Origin of the sequence: Streptomyces sp. NPDC047042, assembly GCF_040644035.1 — a bacterium.
In the GTDB taxonomy this organism is placed as follows: domain Bacteria; phylum Actinomycetota; class Actinomycetes; order Streptomycetales; family Streptomycetaceae; genus Streptomyces.
The window spans coordinates 78,908-96,227 of sequence record NZ_JBEYVP010000037.1 but is presented as its reverse complement, the minus strand read 5'-3'; the positions used below and the strand labels follow the sequence as shown (position 1 = coordinate 96,227).

Below are 17,320 nucleotides of genomic sequence, written 5' to 3'. Positions count from 1 at the left end.
AAAACCTGTATGCTGAAAACGTCGTCGGCATCCCTCTTGGCGGCCACCTCTTGGCAAAGCCGTCGGCCCGGCGGCGAAGCAGAACAGGACAACCATGCGCGAGGCACTCACGGCTGCGGCGTCCCGGCGCGTCACCCGCCCGGCACCCCTGCGCCAGGCCGTGTACGACGCCCTGACCGAACTGATCGTCAACGGCTCGCTCAAGCCCGGTCAGCACCTGGTCGAGGCCGAACTCGCCGAGCATCTCGGAGTCAGCCGGCAACCGGTTCGTGAGGCCCTGCAGCGCCTGCAGACCGCCGGCTGGGTCGATCTGCGGCCCGCGCAGGGCGCCTTCGTCCACTCCCCCACCGAGGAGGAGGCCGCCCAACTCCTGGGCGTCCGCTCGGTGCTGGAGACCTACTCGGCCCAGCTCGCCGCCCGCAACGCGACGCCCGAGGACGTCGAGCGCCTCTGCGAGCTCCAGTCGGAGGGCCTCGACGCGCTCGCCGCCGGCGATGTCGAACGCCTGGTCGCGGCCAACACCGCCCTGCACGCCTTCGTCACCACCCTGGCCGCCAACGACGTACTGGCCGAGATGCTTGCGCAGGTGGGCCAGAAGGTGCGCTGGTACTACACGCCGATCGCCAAGCCCCGGGGCAAGGAGGCGTGGAACGAGCACATCCAGCTCATCAAGGCCATCTCCAGGGGCGACGCGGACCGCGCGGGCGAGGTCATGCGCAAACACACGGAACGCACAACGGAGTTCTACCGCAGGCAGCTGGCCATCGGGGCAAGCCAGTCCTGACAGCCACGGCAAGCGGCCGAACCAACCTTCCGGGAACGGGAGTTCAGTGCGCGGTGAGGTCCCTCCGGCGTGGGCTTTCGCGAGGCGGGTTCACCCCGGGCAGGGTTCGCCCGCCCGAGTCTCCGCCGGGGTTTCCCCAGCCGCCACAGACCGGAGCTTCAGGAGCGCGCGAGAGAGTCGGCGGCGGCCAACCGTGGGGTCCCCGCAGCGGCTGCGGCCCCCAGTTCGAGCAGCCACGGCAGGATCGTGCGCAGCACGATGTCGTCCCCGCCGCCGTCCGGGCCAAGTCGGGCGTCCGCCGGTATCAGCACCGGGTCGGCCAGCACCGTGGACGTGGCGCTGCCCGGCGGTCCGGCGGCGTCGGGCCGGGCGGGTACGAACAGGTCCGGGGCGTGCGCCGGGACTCCCCAGAGAGTGAGGCCGTCGCGTACGCCGAGCGGCCGGGAGGACCAGACGTAACTGTCCGCCTCCCCCGCCGCGACCACCCCGCGCTTGCGGGCGCGCAGGGCGACCACCCCTCCGGAGCGCACGGCGGTGCAGCGAGGCATGAGCAGTTGGGCCTCCGCCCCCTGTTCTCCGGTGTCGTCCTCGGCCAGGGCGAGGCCGGCGAGGTGGCGTCCGGCGGCGATCTCGCCGCGTACCCACGGGCTGCCGTGCGAGTCGATGACGGCGACCGCCGCGTAGTGGGACCGGAGCACGGCTGCCGTCGCCGGGCAGACCCGCGCCGTCCGGGCGACCACCTCGGCGGCTTCCGGCAGGCCCAGTCCGGCGCCGCCGAACTCGGTGGAGACGGTGAGCCCCAACAGCCCGGTGGCCCCGAGGGCCGTCACGGCGCCTCGGGGGAACCTGCCCTCCGTGCCGGTGACTTCGGCACATGGCGCGACGGCACGGGCCAGGACTTCCGCGAGAGCGGTGCGGTACGACGACATGGAGTGCCCCCTGAGAGTGATTGCGTACAGTGGCCGACGCCACCCGGTTCACGGGCGCGGGTCGGGGCTCGGGTCGATCTCCCGCAGCAGCCCGGTCGTCACGTCGAAGACGAAGCCCCGGACATCGTCCGTGTGCGGCAGGAACGGGTTGGTGCGTACGCGCTGCATCGACTGGCGGGGATGACACTGCGGGTACCCAGCGCGCGCTGACTGATCGTCAGGGAGCGGATGGTGTCGTCGGTGACGACGCCGCCGGCGTTGCGGACGGTGTGGCAGTCGCCGAGCTCCAGGCCGAGCGCGGCGTGCAGGTCGAGACGGGCGTCCATGCAGGCCACGATCGCGACCCCGAGGACCGGGCGGGCGTCCGTCCCCGGGTCGGCGAACCTGGCGGCGTAGGCGCGGTTGGACTCCACGAGCCTGTCGGTGACCGTGTGTTGGGCGATATGAGACGCGTGTGTCGACATGCTGGGCTACCTCACTCCGGTCGAACGCGAATCGGAGACGAACGGGAACCGTCCCGGACACGCCGGTCCGCGCCGCGTGCCGGGACGGGGTGAAAGCAGCGTCGGTCGCCGCCGGTCAGACCACGCCCTCCGCCCTGAGCAGGCGCAGTTCCTCGTCACCGAGGCCGAGTTCGCCGATGAGGATTTCCTCGGTGTGTTCGCCCAGGAGGGGCGGGGTGGTGATGTGGGTGGGCGAGTCGGAGAGTTTGAGGGGGTTGCCGACCGTGGTGAAGGGGCCGCGTTCGGGATGGTCGACCGTGACGATCATGTCGTTCGCGGCGAGCGAGGAGTCCTCGATGATCTCCTTCGTGGACAGGATCGGCCCGCAGGGAATGCTGTGCGCGTTCAGCCGTTCGAGGACCTGCCACTTCGGCAGGGTCGAAGTCCACTCCTCGATCAGCTGGAACATCTTCGCCAGCCTCGGCAGGCGGGCTTCGGGAGTGGCCCATTGCGGGTCGTCGGCGAGTTCGGGCCTGCCGATCAGCTCTGCGAGAGGCTTCCAGCCGGGCGGCTGCACGATCACGTACACATAGTCGTTGGGTCCGCCCGGCGCGCATCGCACCGCCCAGCCCGGTTGCCCGCCGCCCGAGGCGTTGCCCGAACGCGGTACCTCGTCACCGAAATCCTCCGTGGGGTACTCGGCCAGCGGGCCGCGCTGAAGACGCTGCTGGTCACGCAGTTTGACCCGGCACAGGTTGAGGACGGCGTGCTGCATCGCCACGTTCACCCGCTGCCCCCGTCCCGTGCGTTCGCGCTGCAGCAGGGCGGCCAGGACACCCGCCACCGCGTGGATCCCGGTGCCGGAATCGCCGATCTGCGCGCCGGTGGCCATCGGCGGCCCGTCCTCGAACCCGGTGGTCGCCATCGACCCGCCCATCGCCTGCGCCACCACCTCGTACGCCTTGAAACCGGTGTACGGGCCCTCCCCGAACCCCTTGATCGACGCGTACACGATCCGCGGATTGATCTCCTTGATGCGATCCCAGGTGAAACCCATCCGGTCGACCGCGCCCGGCCCGAAGTTCTCCACCAGCACGTCCGAACGCCGGATCAGCTCCGTGAGGATCTCCCGGCCCCGCGCCGACTTGGTGTTCAGCGTGACACTGCGCTTGTTGCAGTTGAGCATCGTGAAATACAGGGAGTCCGCCCCCGCCACGTCCCGCAACTGCCCCCGCGTGACATCGCCTCCCGGCGCCTCCACCTTCACCACATCCGCGCCCAGCCACCCCAGCAACTGCGTCGCCGACGGACCCGACTGCACATGCGTCATATCCAGAACGCGGATTCCCGCGAGCGCCTTCTCCATGATCGCCACCTCACTTGTACGTCGACGGGTGTGCACGCGATGTCTGCCGGAGGGCGGCACCCCCGCACGGGTGCCGCCCGGCCGCCGGTCACGGCATGAGCTGGTACTCCGGGAAGTTGCCGGGCAGCCGTTCGTCCGCCGGTCCCCGGGTCACGGCGCGCACCAGCAGCTCGCCGCCGACGAACGCGCCGCGCCAGGACGCGCCGAAGCCGCCGAACAGCTCGTCGCGGTCGCCTCGTGAACGCGGCTTGTTGTGGCCTACTTTGAAGGCGCGGATCTGCGGGGCGAGCCGGTCGAAGGTCGCCCTGTCGTCCGTGGACAGGGTGGCGACGAGTGCGCCGTTGGAGGCGTTCATCGCGGCCAGCAGCTCCGCCTCTGTGTCGACGAGGACGATGGTGTCGACCGGCCCGAACGGTTCCGCGTGGTGCAGCGGCGAGGAGGGCGGCGGGCCCAGAAGGGTGACTGGTTGGACGTACGCCGAGGTGTCCTGACCGGGCAGGAAGCGGGCGTCGATCTCACTGGCGCGGTGCAGGGGGACGGCGCCGCGGGCGACCGCCTCGGCGACCTGGTCGTGGAGTTCCTTCGCCTTGGCCGCGTTGATCATGGGCCCGAAGTCCAGTGCCGGGTAAGGGTCGTCGGGGTTCTCTACGGCGAGCGGGTGGCCGACGCGCAGGGTGCGCACGGCGGGGAGGTACGCCGTCAGGAACTCGTCGAACAAGGCGCGTTGGACGACGAAGCGCGGGTACGCCGTGCAGCGCTGTTTGCCGTAGTCGAAGAGCTTGGGGACGACGGTCTCGAGGGTGTCCCAGTCGGAGAAGTTCCAGATGCCCCAGGTGTTGAGTCCTTCCTGCTCGAGTATGTGGCGCTTGCCCAGGTCGGCGACGGCCGTGGCCACCGCGGCGCCGGTGTCGCGACCGCCCACGAAGGAGACGCAGCCGATCTCGGGCGCCCGCACCAGCGCCTCGGACAGCTCTCCCCCGCCGCCGCTGACGAGGGTGACGGGAATGCCCTCACGGGCGGCGAGCGCGCAGGCCAGGGTCAGACAGGCGACACCGCCGTCGGTCGGGGTCTTGGCGATGACCGCGTTGCCTGCCAGTGCCTGTACCAGCATTGCGTGAACGAGCACGCTCATCGGGTAGTTCCAGCTGGCGATGTTGGACACCGGGCCGTCCAGCGGGACCCGGTCGGCGACCATCGGCTCGATGCCGTCGACGTACCAGCGCACCCCGTCGATGGCCCGGTCGACGTCCGCCTGCGCGAGCCGCCAGGGCTTGCCGATCTCCCAGACGAGCAGGAGGGCGAGGAGTTCGCGGTGCTGAGTGAGGGCGTCGAGGGTGGCCGCGACGCGGGCGCGGCGCTCGCCCAGCGGGATGTGGCGCCAGGCGCGGTGCTGGTCCAGGCACGCGCGTACGGCGTGGTGGGCGGTGTCGGGGTCCAGGCGGGGCGGGCCGGCGATCGGGCTGCCGTCGACGGGGCTGGTGGCGGGCAGGGCCCGGCCGTCGGCCTGCCAGGAGGCGTTCCAGAGGTTGAGGACGCGGTCGTCGCGGAAGGCCTCGGGGGCCACGGTGAGGCATCGCTGCCAGGCGTCGGACCAGGATGTGCCGGACTTCAGCACGAGGTGGGTCGGGTTGAGGGTGGTCGCCATTCGGTGTCTCCGCTCTCGGTGCACAGTCGGGGGCGGGGATGGGATGGGGCAGGAGTCGCGGCGGGGTGCGGGTTCATGATTCGGCGTCGTCTGAAAAGTGCTGCACGCCCCCTGGACATCACCCATCGGATGCGGGATAACAATCTTCATACAGTATTCGTCGACTGTATGCAATGTGCCGAACGAGGTGACTCTTGGGGGCGGTTCATGACGTAACCAGGCACAGGGAGGCGTCCGACGGTGCGCGTCGGACGGCCCCGGGACCCATGCGCGCACGAAAGGCATTTGGACAGGGGGCGCTGGCCAGATCTTTCGACGCAAGGAGTCTTCACCAGATGACAACCATTGACTATTCGACGTCCCTCCCCTATCGGGAGGTGACGGACCGCAACGGCCGCATGTACCGCATCGGGGAATCCGACGTCGACATCATGGGCCGCAGGCGCAGGTGGATGGTCATCCTGCCGTGGATCGGCATGATGGGCATCAGCTCCGCCGAGTACGCGTTCACGTCCGCGGAGGACACCCTCCACGAGGCCCATCTGTGGGACAGCGGGCACATCTTCTGGCTGATGGGCGTCTGGGTGTTCTTCCAGGCGGCCGTGGCCTTCCCCGCCGGACAGCTGCGGGAGAGCGGCAGGCTGCCCGCCCGTACGGCGATGATGCTCGGCGCGGTCGGCACCATGCTCGGCTACCTCTCGCTGGCGTACGCGCCGAACGTGCTCGTGGCCTACTTCGGCTTCGGCATGTGCAGCGGTATCGGCGCCGGTCTCGTCTACGCGACCTGCGTCAACATGGTCGGCAAGTGGTATCCGGAGCGCAAGGGCGGCAAGACGGGCTTCGTCAACGGCGGTTTCGCCTACGGCTCGGTGCCCTTCGTGTTCCTGTTCACCTCGTACATGGACCTGAGCAACTACCAGACCGTGCTGGCCTGTGTCGGCGTCGGGCTGTGCCTGGTCGTGGCGTCGGCGGGCTGGTTCTTCAAGGACCCGCCGAAGAACTGGTGGCCCTCGCACGTCGACCCGCTCAAGGTGACGGACGACCCGAAGATCCGCCGGGCGCTGGAGAAGAACCCGCCGGCGGTCAAGCAGTACGTCCCGAGGGAGGCCGCACGTCAGCCCGTCCTGTGGATGATGTGGTTCTGTCTGCTGTGCACCGCCGGCATCAACATCTTCGGGATCGCCTTCCAGGTGCCGTTCGGCAAGGACATGGGTTTCGCGGGCGGAATCGTGGCCACGGCGATGTCCCTGAAGGCCATCGTCAACGGCACCGGCCGGGGTGTCATCGGCTGGATATCCGACCGCTACGGGCGACGCAACACGCTGATCATCGTATGTGTGGTGCTGGGTACGGCGCAGTTCGGGGTACTGGCCTCCGGCCAGATGGGCAGCATGCCGTTCTTCCTGTTCTGCTCCATGGTCTCCGGCTTCGGCGGCGGGGCGATCTTCCCGCTGTTCGCCGCCATGACCGCGGACTACTTCGGTGAGAACAACAACGCCTCCAACTACGGCATGGTCTACAGCTCGAAACTCATCTCCGGCCTCGTCGGCTCCGGAGTGGGCGCGATCGTCGTCGACCACTGGGACTACGAGGGCGCGTTCGTCCTGGCCGGCTGCATCGGGCTGGCGTCCGCGGTGCTGGCGGTGTTCCTGAAGGCACCGGGCAGGCCCGTAGCCGACCGCAGGGTCTCCCCCAATCCCCAGCCCCTCGGCGAGGAAATGGCCTGACATGACGGCAGATCCCATCGCCACGAACAGTTCGACGAGCGACTCGACCGGCGGCTCGACCGGCGACTCGACCGGCGACTCGACCGGCGACTCGACGAACGGTTCACCGTCCGACCCCCAAGCCGCACACCGTCCCTACCGAGAAGTGACCGACTCCCGTGGCCGCGTCTACCGCGTGGGCGAGACCGACCGGGACATCCTCGGTCACTCCCGCAAGCTGGATCCTCAGTGTCTGGGTCTTCTTCCAGGCCGGCATCGCCTTCCCCGCGGGCCGGCTGCGGGAGAGGGGCATCCTGACGGCCCGCAAGGCCATGTACATCAGCTCGGGCCTGTGCGCCCTGGGATTCCTCGCCCTCTCGCATCTCGGCAACGTCTGGCTGGCCATCCTCGGCTTCGGCGTCGTCGGAGGCATCGGCGCCGGACTCGTCTACGCGACCTGCATCAACATGGTCGGCAAGTGGTTCCCCGAGCGCCGGGGAGCGAGGACGGGCTTCGTCAACGGCGGGTTCGCGTACAGGTCCCTGCCGTTCATCTTCATCTTCAACTACGGCTTCGACACCGCGAACTACCACCGGGTGCTGGACCTGATCGGCGCCTACATCATGATCGTGGTCCTCGCGTCCGCCTTCTTCTTCAAGGATCCCCCGAAGAACTGGTGGCCCGCGGACATCGATCCGCTGACGTACTCCGGCGACGCGAAGAACGCGAGTCTCCATCGTGCTGACCGCCGGTGTGTCGATCTTCGGGATCTCGTTCCAGGTCGACTTCGCCAGGGAAGTGGGCTTCGGCCCGCTGGTGGCCGCGTCCTCGATGGGCGTCATGGCGGTCATCAACGGCATCGGCCGCGGCGTGGTGGGCTGGCTCTCCGACAAATGGGGCCGCAAACCCACCCTGGTGTTCGTCATCGTCGTCCTGGGCCTGGCCCAGTTCGGGGTGATCTGGGCGGGCGACGTCAGGAGTGAGCCACTGTTCCTGTTCTTCGCCTTCCTCTCCGGCTTCGGCGGCGGCGCGTTCTACCCGCTGTTCGCGGCACTCACCCCGGACTACTTCGGGGAGAACCACAACGCCTCCAACTACGGGCTGGTGTACAGCGGAAAGCTGATCAGCGGCCTGTTCGGCGGGGGTTTGGGCTCCATGGTGGCCGCGGGCATCGCCCTGCTGCTGCGACAGCCGGGCCGCGTCACAGCCGCCCGGACCGCGCGACCGCAGCCGGCGGGCTGACGCCACGCGCGCGTGAGGAGGCCCTCCCGGGATTCCGGGAGGGCCTCCTCAGCTGTACGGGGCTGCTGTCAGCACTTCTCGCGCAGCGAGTGGAGGTGCGCGCTGGAGCGGCGCGCGAAGGTGAAGGACTCGGTCGGGTTGTCGTGCTCGGCCTGCCAGTGGTGGGCCAGGCGCTCGCCGCGCAGTCGGGTCACGGCGGAGATGAACCGCTGGTAGTCGATGTCTCCGTCGCCGACGTCGGTCATGCGGTAGCCGTACTGGTTGCCCGGGTCGCTCACGCCGTCCTTCACATGGAAGAGCGGGTAGCGGTGGGGCTGCCTGAGCACGTAGTCGAGGGGCTCGAACGGCGCGGGTTTGCCGTCGGGGCGCTTCGAGAAGCGGAACTGGCCCGAGTACGCCCAGAAGATGTCCATCTCCAGGTACACGAGCCTGGGGTCGGTCTCGGCGAGCAGGACGTCGTAGAGCCGGACCTTCGGGTTGTCGGTGGCGAAGGAGAACTCCTCGGAGTGGTTGTGCTGGTAGAACTTCATGCCGCGGGCCCGGGCCGCCGCGCCGTACGTGTTGAACTCCTCCGCCGCGCGCTTCCACGCGTCGACGGTGGAGCCGTAGCGGAACGGGTTGGAGGCGGTGCCTATGTGCTTGAGGCCGAGGGTTTGGGCGTCGTCGAGGACCTTGTTCAGGTTCTGCGCGAAGGTGTACGCGTTCGGGTCGGCGGCGTAGTAGCCGACGTGGCTGCCGATGGGGTTCAGGCCGTGGTCGCGCGCCAGTTTTTTGAGCTGGGCAAGGGTGATGGGTCCCGCGGAGCCCTGGGTGTATCCGGCGAACTCGACCTCGTCGTAGCCGTACTTCTTCAGTTCGGCGAAGACGGGGGCGAAGCCCAGCGTGGAGACCTTGTCGCGCAGGCTGTAGAGCTGGATGCCGAGCCGGCCGGGCGGCAGTACGGGGCGGCCGCGGCCCGCGGCGGTGGTCTGTGCCGAGGTGGCCGCCGTGGCCGGGGCGGCGGCCCCGAGGAGGGCGGCGGCGGTGGCACCGGCGGCCACGCCGAGCATGCCTCTGCGGCTGAGCCGGTCGGCGAGTTCGGGGTCGTGCGACTTGCTGCTGCCGGTCGTGCGGGGTGTGCGGCTCATGGGGAACTCCTCGTTGGGGGAAGGCGTTGTCAGTGGTGAGTGCTTCACTTGTGACCAGTCAGGACAGACCGGCCAGTTGGAGCAGGAGTGACTTCACGTCGGTGGCCGCGATACGGCCGTCGACGGCACGGGGGGTGGAGCAGATGAGGAGCGGACCGTCGTCGTCGCTCGCCGGAAGGCGGCCGTGGCTGCCGCGAATAGGTGAGGGATCCAGGGGCACGACCGCCATGCGGTAACGCAGGCCGAGCTTCTTGCGGGCCAGTGCGGTGGCCGCCTTGACCTTGATGAGCGGGTCGAGCGGATCCATGAAGAGTTCGACCGGGTCGTATCCGGGTTTGCGGTGGATCTCGACGAGCTGTGCGAAGTCGGGCGCGCGGGCGTCGTCGAGCCAGTAGTAGTACGTGAACCAGGCGTCCGGCTCCGCCACGGCGACGAGTTCGCCGGCGCGCGGATGGTCGAGATGGTGGGTCTTCTTGCCCTCGTCGTCGAGGAGTTGCTCGATGCCGGGCAGGCCGGCGAGGGCTACTTTGACGGTCTCCAGATCCTCCGGCCGGCGTACGTAGACATGGGCGATCTGGTGGTCGGCGACGGCGAAGGCGCGTGACGTCATCGGGTCGAGGTACTCCATGCCGTCCTGGGTGTGCACCTCCAGCAGTCCGGCGCGGCGCAGGGCCCGGTTGATGTCGACGGGCCGCTCGACGCGGGTGATGCCGTACTCGGAGAGCGCGACGACGGTTCGGCCTTCGGCCCGGGCCTCGTCCAGGAGCGGGGCCATGGCCGCGTCGAGGTCGGCGGCGGCTTTCAGGGAGCGTGGGTCGTCGGGGCCGAAGCGCTGCAGGTCGTAGTCGAGATGGGGGAGGTAGCACAGGGCCAGGTCGGGGTGGCGGGTGCGCAGGATGTGCCGGGTCGCGTCGATGATCCAGCGGCTGGAGGTGAGGTCGGCGCGGGGGCCCCAGAAGTGGAAGAGGGGGAATGTGCCGAATGCGGCGGTGAGTTCGTCGTGCAGGGCCGGGGGCCGGGTGTAGCAGTCGGGTTCCTTGCGGCCGTCGGAGTAGTAGACGGGACGGGGAGTGACGGTGATGTCGGTGTCGGCGCCCATGGCGTACCACCAGCAGATATTGGCGACCGTGTAGCCGGGGTGGGCGCGGCGGGCGGCGTCCCACAGCTTGTCGCCGGCGACGAGACCGTTGTGCTGGCGCCACAGGAGTACGTCGCCGAGCTCACGGAAGTACCAGCCGTTGCCGACGATGCCGTGCTCGGAGGGAAGGGCGCCGGTGAGGAAGGTGGACTGGGCGGCGCAGGTGACGGCGGGCAGGACGGTGCCCAGCGGGGCACGGAAGCCGGACTGGCCGAGGGCTTTGAGGCGGGGCATGTGGTCGAGGAGACGGGGGGTGAGGCCGACGACGTCCAGGACGAGGAGGGGTACGGGCTCAGGGGACTCGGTCCCCGGAGACGCGGGCTCTGCGGGTACTGGTGTCTCGGGTGGTACGGGGTCTTCGTGGGCGGGGCGGGGGCTCATGGCAGCTCCTTCAGGCCCAGGTCGGTCAACAGGTCTCGGGCGAGGGCCAGTTCGGCGGCGATGCCGTCGGCGAGCTGGGCGCGGGCGCGGGGTCGCAGCTCGGGTGGGAGTGCCTGCCAGGTGTAGGTCTCGATCTCCAGGTGACTGGTGAGGGGGTGCGGTCCGCCGACGAGCCGGGTCAGCGCGGCTTTGAGGACGGGGAGCGTGGAGGTGAGGGGTGCGGCGGGGGCCGCGTGGAGGGGGACGTGGAAGTGGGCGCGCCAGGGTGAGGCGTCGGGCAGCACCTGGCCGTGGAGTGCCTCGCCGAGGTCGTCGGTGCCGCGCAGGCCGGCGGCGGTGGCCGTGCGGGTCTGGTGCAGGAAGCGGGGTTCGTCGAAGGCGGCGAGTGCCTCTCGGACTTCGGGGAGATGGGGGTGTTCGGCGTGCAGGGCGGCTGAGAGCTGGGACTTGACGATGGGGACGCGGGCCTGGGTGAGCGCGTCCAGGGCGGTGTGCGGATCTTCGAAGGAGGTGGCGAGGTGGCAGGTGTCTACGCAGATGCCGATGCGGGGGTGGCTGATCTCGGTGAGCGGGGCGATGGCGTCGGCGGTGGTCTCGACGGTGCAGCCGGGTTCCGGTTCCAGGCCGATACGGATGGAGCGGCCGGTGAGTTCGGCGAGTGCGTCGAGGCGCTGCGCGAGGGTGCGCAGGGCGGTCGTGGCGGTGGCCGCGCGCTCGGTGTCGTAGGTGGTGCGCCAGGCGAGCGGCAGGGTGGAGACGCTGCCCTCGGTGACGTCGTCGGGGAGGAGACCGGCGAGGAGCCGGGCCAGGTCGGTGGTGTGCGCGAGGCGCTCGGGGTCGGCCCAGTCCGGTTTGTAGACGCGGTACTTGACCTCTTCGGCGCCGAAGCCCTCGTAGGGGAAGCCGTTGAGGGTGACGACTTCGAGGCCGCGCCGGTCGAGTTCGGTGCGCAGGCGGCGCAGGGCGGAGGGGTCGGTGACCAGGGCGTGGGCGGCGTCCCTGGCCAGCCACAGTCCGATGCCCAGCCGGTCGCGGCCGAGGCGTCGGCGTACGGGTTCGCAGTGGTCGCGGAGCTGGGCGAGGACGCCGTCGAGGGTTTCGGCGGGGTGGACGTTGGTGCAGTAGGCGAGGTGGACGGTGGAGCCGTCGGGGTGGCGGAAGCGCATCGGTCACTCCCCGCCGCGCAGCACGGAGTTGCCCTCGTGGGTCGCGTCGGTCGCGGCGACGTCGAGTTCCAGTCGGCCGCTGAGTCCGTAGAAGGCGACAGGATTGCGCCACAGGACGCGGTCGACGTCGTCCTCGGTGAATCCCTCCGCCAGCATCAGGTCGCCGACCCTGCGGGTCTTGAGGGGGTCGCTTCTGCCCCAGTCGGCCGCGGAGTTGATGAGCACCCGCTCGAGGCCGTGGTCGCGGAGGATCGCGACCATCCTTCGCTCGTCCATCTTGGTCTCCGGGTAGACCGAGAAGCCGAGCCAGCAGCCGGCGTCCTTCGCCTCCTTCACGGTGGTCTCGTTGAGGTGGTCGACCAGGACGTGTTCCGGGGGCAGGGCGGATTCCTGTACGACGTCGAGGGTGCGGCGCAGACCGGCGAGTTTGTCGCGGTGCGGGGTGTGGACGAGCGCGGGCAGGCCGTTGTCGGCGGCGAGCTGGAGCTGGGTGGCGAACGCGGTGTCCTCGGCGGGGGTCATCGAGTCGTAGCCGATCTCGCCGACGGCCACGACGCGGTCCTTGGCGAGATAGCGGGGCAGTTCGTCGAGGACGGGAGCGCAGCGGGGGTCGTTCGCCTCCTTGGGGTTGAGGGCGATGGTGCAGTGATGGGCGATGCCGTACTGGGCGGCGCGGAAGGGCTCCCAGCCCAGGAGGGAGTCGAAGTAGTCGACAAAGGAGGCGGGCGAGGTGCGTGGCTGGCCGAGCCAGAAGGAGGGTTCGACGACGGCGCGGACGCCTGCGCTGTACATGGCCTGGTAGTCGTCGGTGGTCCGTGACGTCATGTGGATGTGGGGGTCGAAGATGCGCATCAGGACTCCTTCGCTTCGGACTCCGCCAGGGCCAGGACGCGGTGCAGGTCCTGGGGGACGGGGCGGCCGGAGGCGGTGCGTTCGGCGGCGTAGTCGTCGAGCATGCGGGCGAGTTCCGTGTCGGCCCGGGCCCGGCGCTGGAGGTCGGCCACCGTGTCGACGGGCACTCCGGTGAACAGGCACTTCAGCACGGCGTGACGCCAGTTGTGGGCGTCCAGGTGCCGGGCGGCGTACGGACCGACGGCTGCGGCCACGAGGCGGGTGTCGTTGGTGCGCAGGGCGTCCTCGACCAGGGGGAGGGCGTCGGGGCCTGACACCAGATGGGGCAGGGCGTGCAGGACGGCTCGGCGTTCGGCGGCGGTGCCCTGTCGGTAGACGCGGGTGAGGGCGTCCGGGCCGGCGTGGGCGGCGTGCAGGATCAGGACGCGTACGGCGTCCGCGTGGTCGGCGCCGCAGCGGCGGCCGGCTTCGGCGAGGCGCAGCTCCCAGGCGGAGATGGGGCCGTGGGTGCCGGAGCGGGCGGCCGCCTCGTCCAGGGCGTGGGCGAGCCAGGCGCGGGCGGCCTCGTCGAGGTGGGCGGTGACGTGGGTGCGGAGGTCGGCCGGCGAGGTGAGGGAGAGGGGGTTGGGGGCAGCCGGGGTGACCGGACCGAGGTGGGGCTGGGTCATGGGTTGCTCCCTTCGGCCGCGGTGACGGAGGGCGTGGCCTGCGTGGCGAAGGAAGGGGTGGCTGCGGACGCCGTGGTGGTGGCCGCCGAGGGGATGGCGATCGAGACGGCTGCCTGCGGAGGGGTGGGAAACCCGGTCGGGAACGTGGCGTTGCGGCAGGCCGTGGCGGGGCCCCGTGGGGCGGTGGTGGTCCGGGGTGCCGTGGCGGTCGGCTCCGTGGCCCCCGAGGAGCCGTGGGCGGGGGCGTTGGTGGCGCGGACCGTGTCGTGGAGGAAGTGGAGGGAGTGTTCGGCGTAGTGGGGGCCCGCGTGGGAGTGGCGCGGGAGTTCCACGACGGTCAGGCCCTGATAGCCGGTGGCGGCCAGCGCGGCGAGTACCGGCGGAAAGTCGATCTCTCCGTCGCCGAACGGGAGGTGCTCGTGGATTCCGCGGCGCATGTCCTCGATCTGGACATGGCGCAGCCAGGGCGCGGCGGCGCGGACGCAGTCGGCGGGAGGGAGGGGTTCGAGGCACTGGCAGTGACCGATGTCGAGGGTGAGGCCGAGGGCCTCTGGGTCGTCGAGTGCGTGGCGCAGGCGGTGGAAGTCGGCGATGGTGGCGAGCAACTGGCCGGGTTCGGGTTCGATCGCGAGGGGGACGCCGGCCGAGGTGGCCGCGTCCAGGACGGGGGTGAGGGCTTCGGTCAGGCGGTGCCAGGCGGTGTCCGGGTCCGTGCCCGTCGGGGTGATGCCGCTGAAGCAGTGCACGGCGTGGGCGCCGAGGTCCGCGGCGACTCGTACGGCACGGAGCAGGAGGTCGACGCGTCGTGAGCGGTCGTCCGGGTCGGGGTCGAGGAGGGAGGGGCCGTGTTTGCGGCGTGGGTCGAGCACATAGCGGGCTCCCGTCTCCACGGTGACGCCCAGGCCGAGGGTGGTGAGCCGGCGGGCGACCTGCCGGGTGCGGGCGGGGAGGTCGGGGGCGAGCGGGTCGAGGTGCATGTGGTCGAGGGTCAGTCCGACACCGTCGTAGCCGAGGTCGGCGAGCAGCCCGAGGGCGTCGTCGAGGCGGAGATCGGCGAGGCCGTTGGTTCCGTAACCGAAGCGGAGGGGGGTGGCGGGGGCGCCGCAAGGCGCCTCCGCCCGTGCCGACTCCGGTACACGTGCCGATGCCGGTGCCGTGGACCGGGCGGTTCCCAGGTTGCCGCGGTCCGGTGCGCCGCCGAAGGGTGCTGTCGTGCTTGGTCCGATGCTCACCGGCGCACCTCCTCCCCCGACTGCTCCGGCGGAGCCGTCGCCTCTCCCCCGCCCCGCAGGCGCGTCGCGAAGTTCACCAGCGCCGCGTACTGCTCCGCCAGGCCCGGTGGGCCGTCGCCCAGGGGGTCCTTGAAGTAGAAGCCGAGTTCGCTCAGGGGGCCGGAGAGGCCCGCTTCGTGGGCGCGGGCGGCGAGGCGGGCCAGGTCGAGGATCAGGGGGGCCGCCAGGGCCGAGTCACAGCCCTGCCAGGTGGTCTGGAGGATCATGCGGGCGCCGAGGAAACCGTCGAAGGCGATGTGGTCCCACGCGGTTTTCCAGTCGCCGAGGGAGGGGACGTCGTCGATGTGGACCACGCCCTCCGGTGTCGTGCCGAGGGTGTCGGTGAGGACGCGTTCCTTGCCGGCGTTCTTCGCCGCCGCCGCGGCGGGATCGGCGAGGGCCGCACCGTCTCCCCCGCCGAGGAGGTTGGTGCCCGACCATGCGCGGACCTCCAGGGCCCGCTGGGTGAACATCGGGCCGAGGACCGACCTGAGCAGGGTCTGACCGGTTTTGCCGTCCCGGCCGGCGTAGGGCAGACCGCTCGTCGCCGCCGCGCGGGCGAGCGCCGGGTGGTGCAGCCCTGTGGACGGGGTGAAGTTGACGTACGGGCAGCCCGCGCGCAGGGCCGCCGCCGCGTACAGGGAACTCGGCGGGAGCGCGGTGCCGGCCGGGGCGGGCTCCGTGGAGGCGACGTTCACCACCACGGCCCGGGCCAGGTCGTGGCGCCGTATGAAGTCCTGGATGTCCGCGGCGAAGGTCGCCACGAGGTCGTCCGGGGTGCGGGAGGTGTCGCCGGGGGCGGGGCCGCCGGGTCTGATCTCCCGGTCGGCGGCGGTCAGTTCGGAGGTGATCGCCGAGATGAGGCCGTACGGCAGGACGCCTGCCGCTGTCAGGGCCTCGGCGCGTTTCGGCAGCGGGCAGTCCACGGTGTCGTGGCCGCCGAAGACGAGGTCGGAGAGGGGTGGGAGGTCACAGTCCGTGAAGGGGGGTGTTTCGGTGACCATGCCGGTGGGGCGGTGCAGTCCCGCTGTCACGGCGGCGCAGCCCGCGACGACGGTGGTGGCGACGGAGCCGCGCGCTCCGATCAGCCATACCCCCACACGAGTCCGGGGAAGGGACGACGACGTGGACATGGGCAGCCTCCTTGTCGTTCACGTGGCCGAGAGGGAAGGAAGGCGGCGGGCGGAGGTCCGGCGTCCTCCGCCCGTCGCCGCTCAGTGGCCCGTGGTGGCCGGGTGCGCCGGCGTGTTCGCGGGCAGTTCCTTGATCCGGATGTCCCGGAAGGACACCTGGTCGCCGGCTCCGTGGTTCTGGATGCCGAGGTGACCGTCCCGCAGGCTGCGGGCCGGGTCGGTGTTGGTGAAATCGTTGATGCGTACGCCGTTGAGCCAGACGCGGAGCCGTTCGCCCTCCACGCGGATCTCGTACGTGTTCCACTCCCCCGGCGGATTCAGCGCGCGGTCGCGCTTCTTCAGGTCGGCGGAGCGGAAGCCGTACACGGCCCCGGTGGTGCGGTCGGGGGTGTCGGTCGCGTCGATCTGGATCTCGTAGCCCTTGTCGACCGCCGACCACGGGTCGTCCGAGGGCGGGAAGCCCACGAACACACCGGAGTTGTCGTCGCCGCGGGCTTTCCAGTCCAGCTTGAGCGAGTAGGCGCCGAAGCTCCGGGTGGCGTACCAGAGCAGGCCCATGCCGCCGGACGACGTCAGTGTGCCGTCGTCGGACACGGTGAAGGTGCCGGGGCCTGCCTGTTTCCACCCTTCCTTTGAGGTGCCGTCGAAGAGCGGCCGGTAGCCGTTCTCCGGGCGGCAGTCCGCCTGGGCCTTGCCGGTGGCCCAGCGCAGTCCGCCCAACAGGTGTTGCCGCAGCGCCGGTTCGGCGTACGCGGACGACAGACGGCCGACGCCGGTGTAGAAGGAACGGCCGCCCGCGTAGGTGTGGCACCAGGCGATCGGATGGTCGCCGTTCATCGTGCCGCCGGTGTACGACGACTCGTCGAGCGAGGCCAGGACGCGCACCGAACTACGGGGATTGGAGCGGTAGTTGTACCACTCGTCGGTACGGTTCCAGTCCACCCCGAGGGACGAGGTCGCCGGGTGGGCGCGGTCCTCCACCACCGTCCGGGCCGGCTGGATCGCCGGGTGCCCCTGGAAGTAGGCACCGACGAGGCCGCCGTAGAAGGCCCAGTCGTACTCGGTGTCGGCCGCCGCGTGGATGCCCACATAGCCGCCGCCATGGCGGACATAGCTTTCGAACGCAACCTGTTGACGGTCCGTCAGTACGTCGCCGGTCGTCGAGAGGAAGACGACCGCCGCGTACCGGCGGAGGTTCTTCGCATTGAACGCCGCCGCGTCCTCCGTCGCGTCGACCCTGAAGCCGGCGCTCGCGCCGATCTCCTTGAGCGCCGCGACCCCGTCGGGGATGGAGTCGTGCCGGAAGGCCGCGGTCTTGGAGAAGACCAGTACCCGGTCGGCGTGCCGTGGGGCGGGCGTGGAGGCGGCCGGGGTCGACACGCCTCCGAGAAGAAGTGCCGCGCCCACAACAGCGGTGACAGCTGATCCAGTTCGTCCTGTTCGGTCTGTTCGGTCTGTTGATCGCATGG

13 protein-coding genes and 2 pseudogenes are annotated in these 17,320 nt (G+C 70.4%); 3 read left to right on the top strand and 12 right to left on the bottom strand.

The genetic code is table 11. The features are described 5' to 3' along the window. Positions 1–94: 94 nt before the first annotated feature. Positions 95–784 (top strand): GntR family transcriptional regulator, encoded by a 690-nt coding sequence (locus tag ABZ855_RS36060; RefSeq protein WP_360814138.1) that lies wholly within the window; start codon positions 95–97, stop codon positions 782–784. A 158-nt stretch (positions 785–942) separates the two neighbouring features. On the opposite strand, the gene ABZ855_RS36055 is transcribed toward ABZ855_RS36060, so the two are convergent. The 4 genes and pseudogenes from ABZ855_RS36055 to ABZ855_RS36040 form a co-directional block, all read right to left on the bottom strand. Next, entirely contained in the window at positions 943–1,713 is a 771-nt protein-coding gene (locus ABZ855_RS36055) for an acyl-CoA dehydrogenase family protein (protein WP_360814136.1), read from the bottom strand. A gap of 48 nt (positions 1,714–1,761) precedes the next feature. Further along, a pseudogene (locus ABZ855_RS36050) lies at positions 1,762–2,177 on the bottom strand (carbonic anhydrase). 115 nt (positions 2,178–2,292) lie between these two features. Then, complete coding sequence (frc, locus tag ABZ855_RS36045) at positions 2,293–3,525, bottom strand: formyl-CoA transferase (protein WP_360814168.1); 1,233 nt, start codon at positions 3,523–3,525, stop codon at positions 2,293–2,295. 85 nt (positions 3,526–3,610) lie between these two features. Continuing rightward, the gene (locus ABZ855_RS36040; RefSeq protein ID WP_360814134.1) at positions 3,611–5,167 is read right to left on the bottom strand and encodes an aldehyde dehydrogenase family protein; all 1,557 of its coding nucleotides are present in this window, start codon (positions 5,165–5,167) and stop codon (positions 3,611–3,613) included. A 335-nt stretch (positions 5,168–5,502) separates the two neighbouring features. On the opposite strand from ABZ855_RS36040, the gene ABZ855_RS36035 reads away from it, so the two are divergent. Both ABZ855_RS36035 and ABZ855_RS36030 read left to right on the top strand, forming a co-directional pair. Further along, entirely contained in the window at positions 5,503–6,894 is a 1,392-nt protein-coding gene (locus tag ABZ855_RS36035) for an OFA family MFS transporter (RefSeq protein ID WP_319201014.1), read from the top strand. A gap of 145 nt (positions 6,895–7,039) precedes the next feature. Continuing rightward, a pseudogene (locus tag ABZ855_RS36030) lies at positions 7,040–8,115 on the top strand (OFA family MFS transporter). Between the two features lie 68 nt (positions 8,116–8,183). Here ABZ855_RS36030 and ABZ855_RS36025 read toward each other — a convergent pair. The 8 genes from ABZ855_RS36025 to ABZ855_RS35990 form a co-directional block, all read right to left on the bottom strand. Continuing rightward, on the bottom strand, positions 8,184–9,242 hold the full coding sequence (locus tag ABZ855_RS36025; RefSeq protein ID WP_360814132.1) for a sugar phosphate isomerase/epimerase: 1,059 nt from the start codon (positions 9,240–9,242) through the stop codon (positions 8,184–8,186). A gap of 58 nt (positions 9,243–9,300) precedes the next feature. Beyond that, the gene (locus ABZ855_RS36020) at positions 9,301–10,761 is read right to left on the bottom strand and encodes a nucleotide pyrophosphatase/phosphodiesterase family protein (protein ID WP_360814130.1); all 1,461 of its coding nucleotides are present in this window, start codon (positions 10,759–10,761) and stop codon (positions 9,301–9,303) included. Beyond that, entirely contained in the window at positions 10,758–11,927 is a 1,170-nt protein-coding gene (eboE, locus tag ABZ855_RS36015; RefSeq protein WP_360814128.1) for a metabolite traffic protein EboE, read from the bottom strand. Before eboE ends, ABZ855_RS36020 begins: the two co-directional genes overlap by 4 nt. A 3-nt stretch (positions 11,928–11,930) precedes the next feature. Further along, the gene (locus ABZ855_RS36010; protein WP_360814126.1) at positions 11,931–12,779 is read right to left on the bottom strand and encodes a TatD family hydrolase; all 849 of its coding nucleotides are present in this window, start codon (positions 12,777–12,779) and stop codon (positions 11,931–11,933) included. Next, complete coding sequence (locus tag ABZ855_RS36005) at positions 12,779–13,447, bottom strand: EboA domain-containing protein (protein ID WP_360814124.1); 669 nt, start codon at positions 13,445–13,447, stop codon at positions 12,779–12,781. Before ABZ855_RS36005 ends, ABZ855_RS36010 begins: the two co-directional genes overlap by 1 nt. Beyond that, a complete protein-coding gene (locus ABZ855_RS36000) occupies positions 13,444–14,679 on the bottom strand; it encodes a sugar phosphate isomerase/epimerase family protein (RefSeq protein ID WP_360814122.1) in 1,236 nt (411 codons plus the stop codon). The genes ABZ855_RS36005 and ABZ855_RS36000 overlap by 4 nt, the downstream gene beginning before the upstream one ends. Then, complete coding sequence (locus ABZ855_RS35995; RefSeq protein ID WP_360814120.1) at positions 14,676–15,851, bottom strand: inositol-3-phosphate synthase; 1,176 nt, start codon at positions 15,849–15,851, stop codon at positions 14,676–14,678. Before ABZ855_RS35995 ends, ABZ855_RS36000 begins: the two co-directional genes overlap by 4 nt. 81 nt (positions 15,852–15,932) lie before the next feature. Next, complete coding sequence (locus ABZ855_RS35990; RefSeq protein WP_360814118.1) at positions 15,933–17,318, bottom strand: ThuA domain-containing protein; 1,386 nt, start codon at positions 17,316–17,318, stop codon at positions 15,933–15,935. Positions 17,319–17,320: the final 2 nt, after the last annotated feature.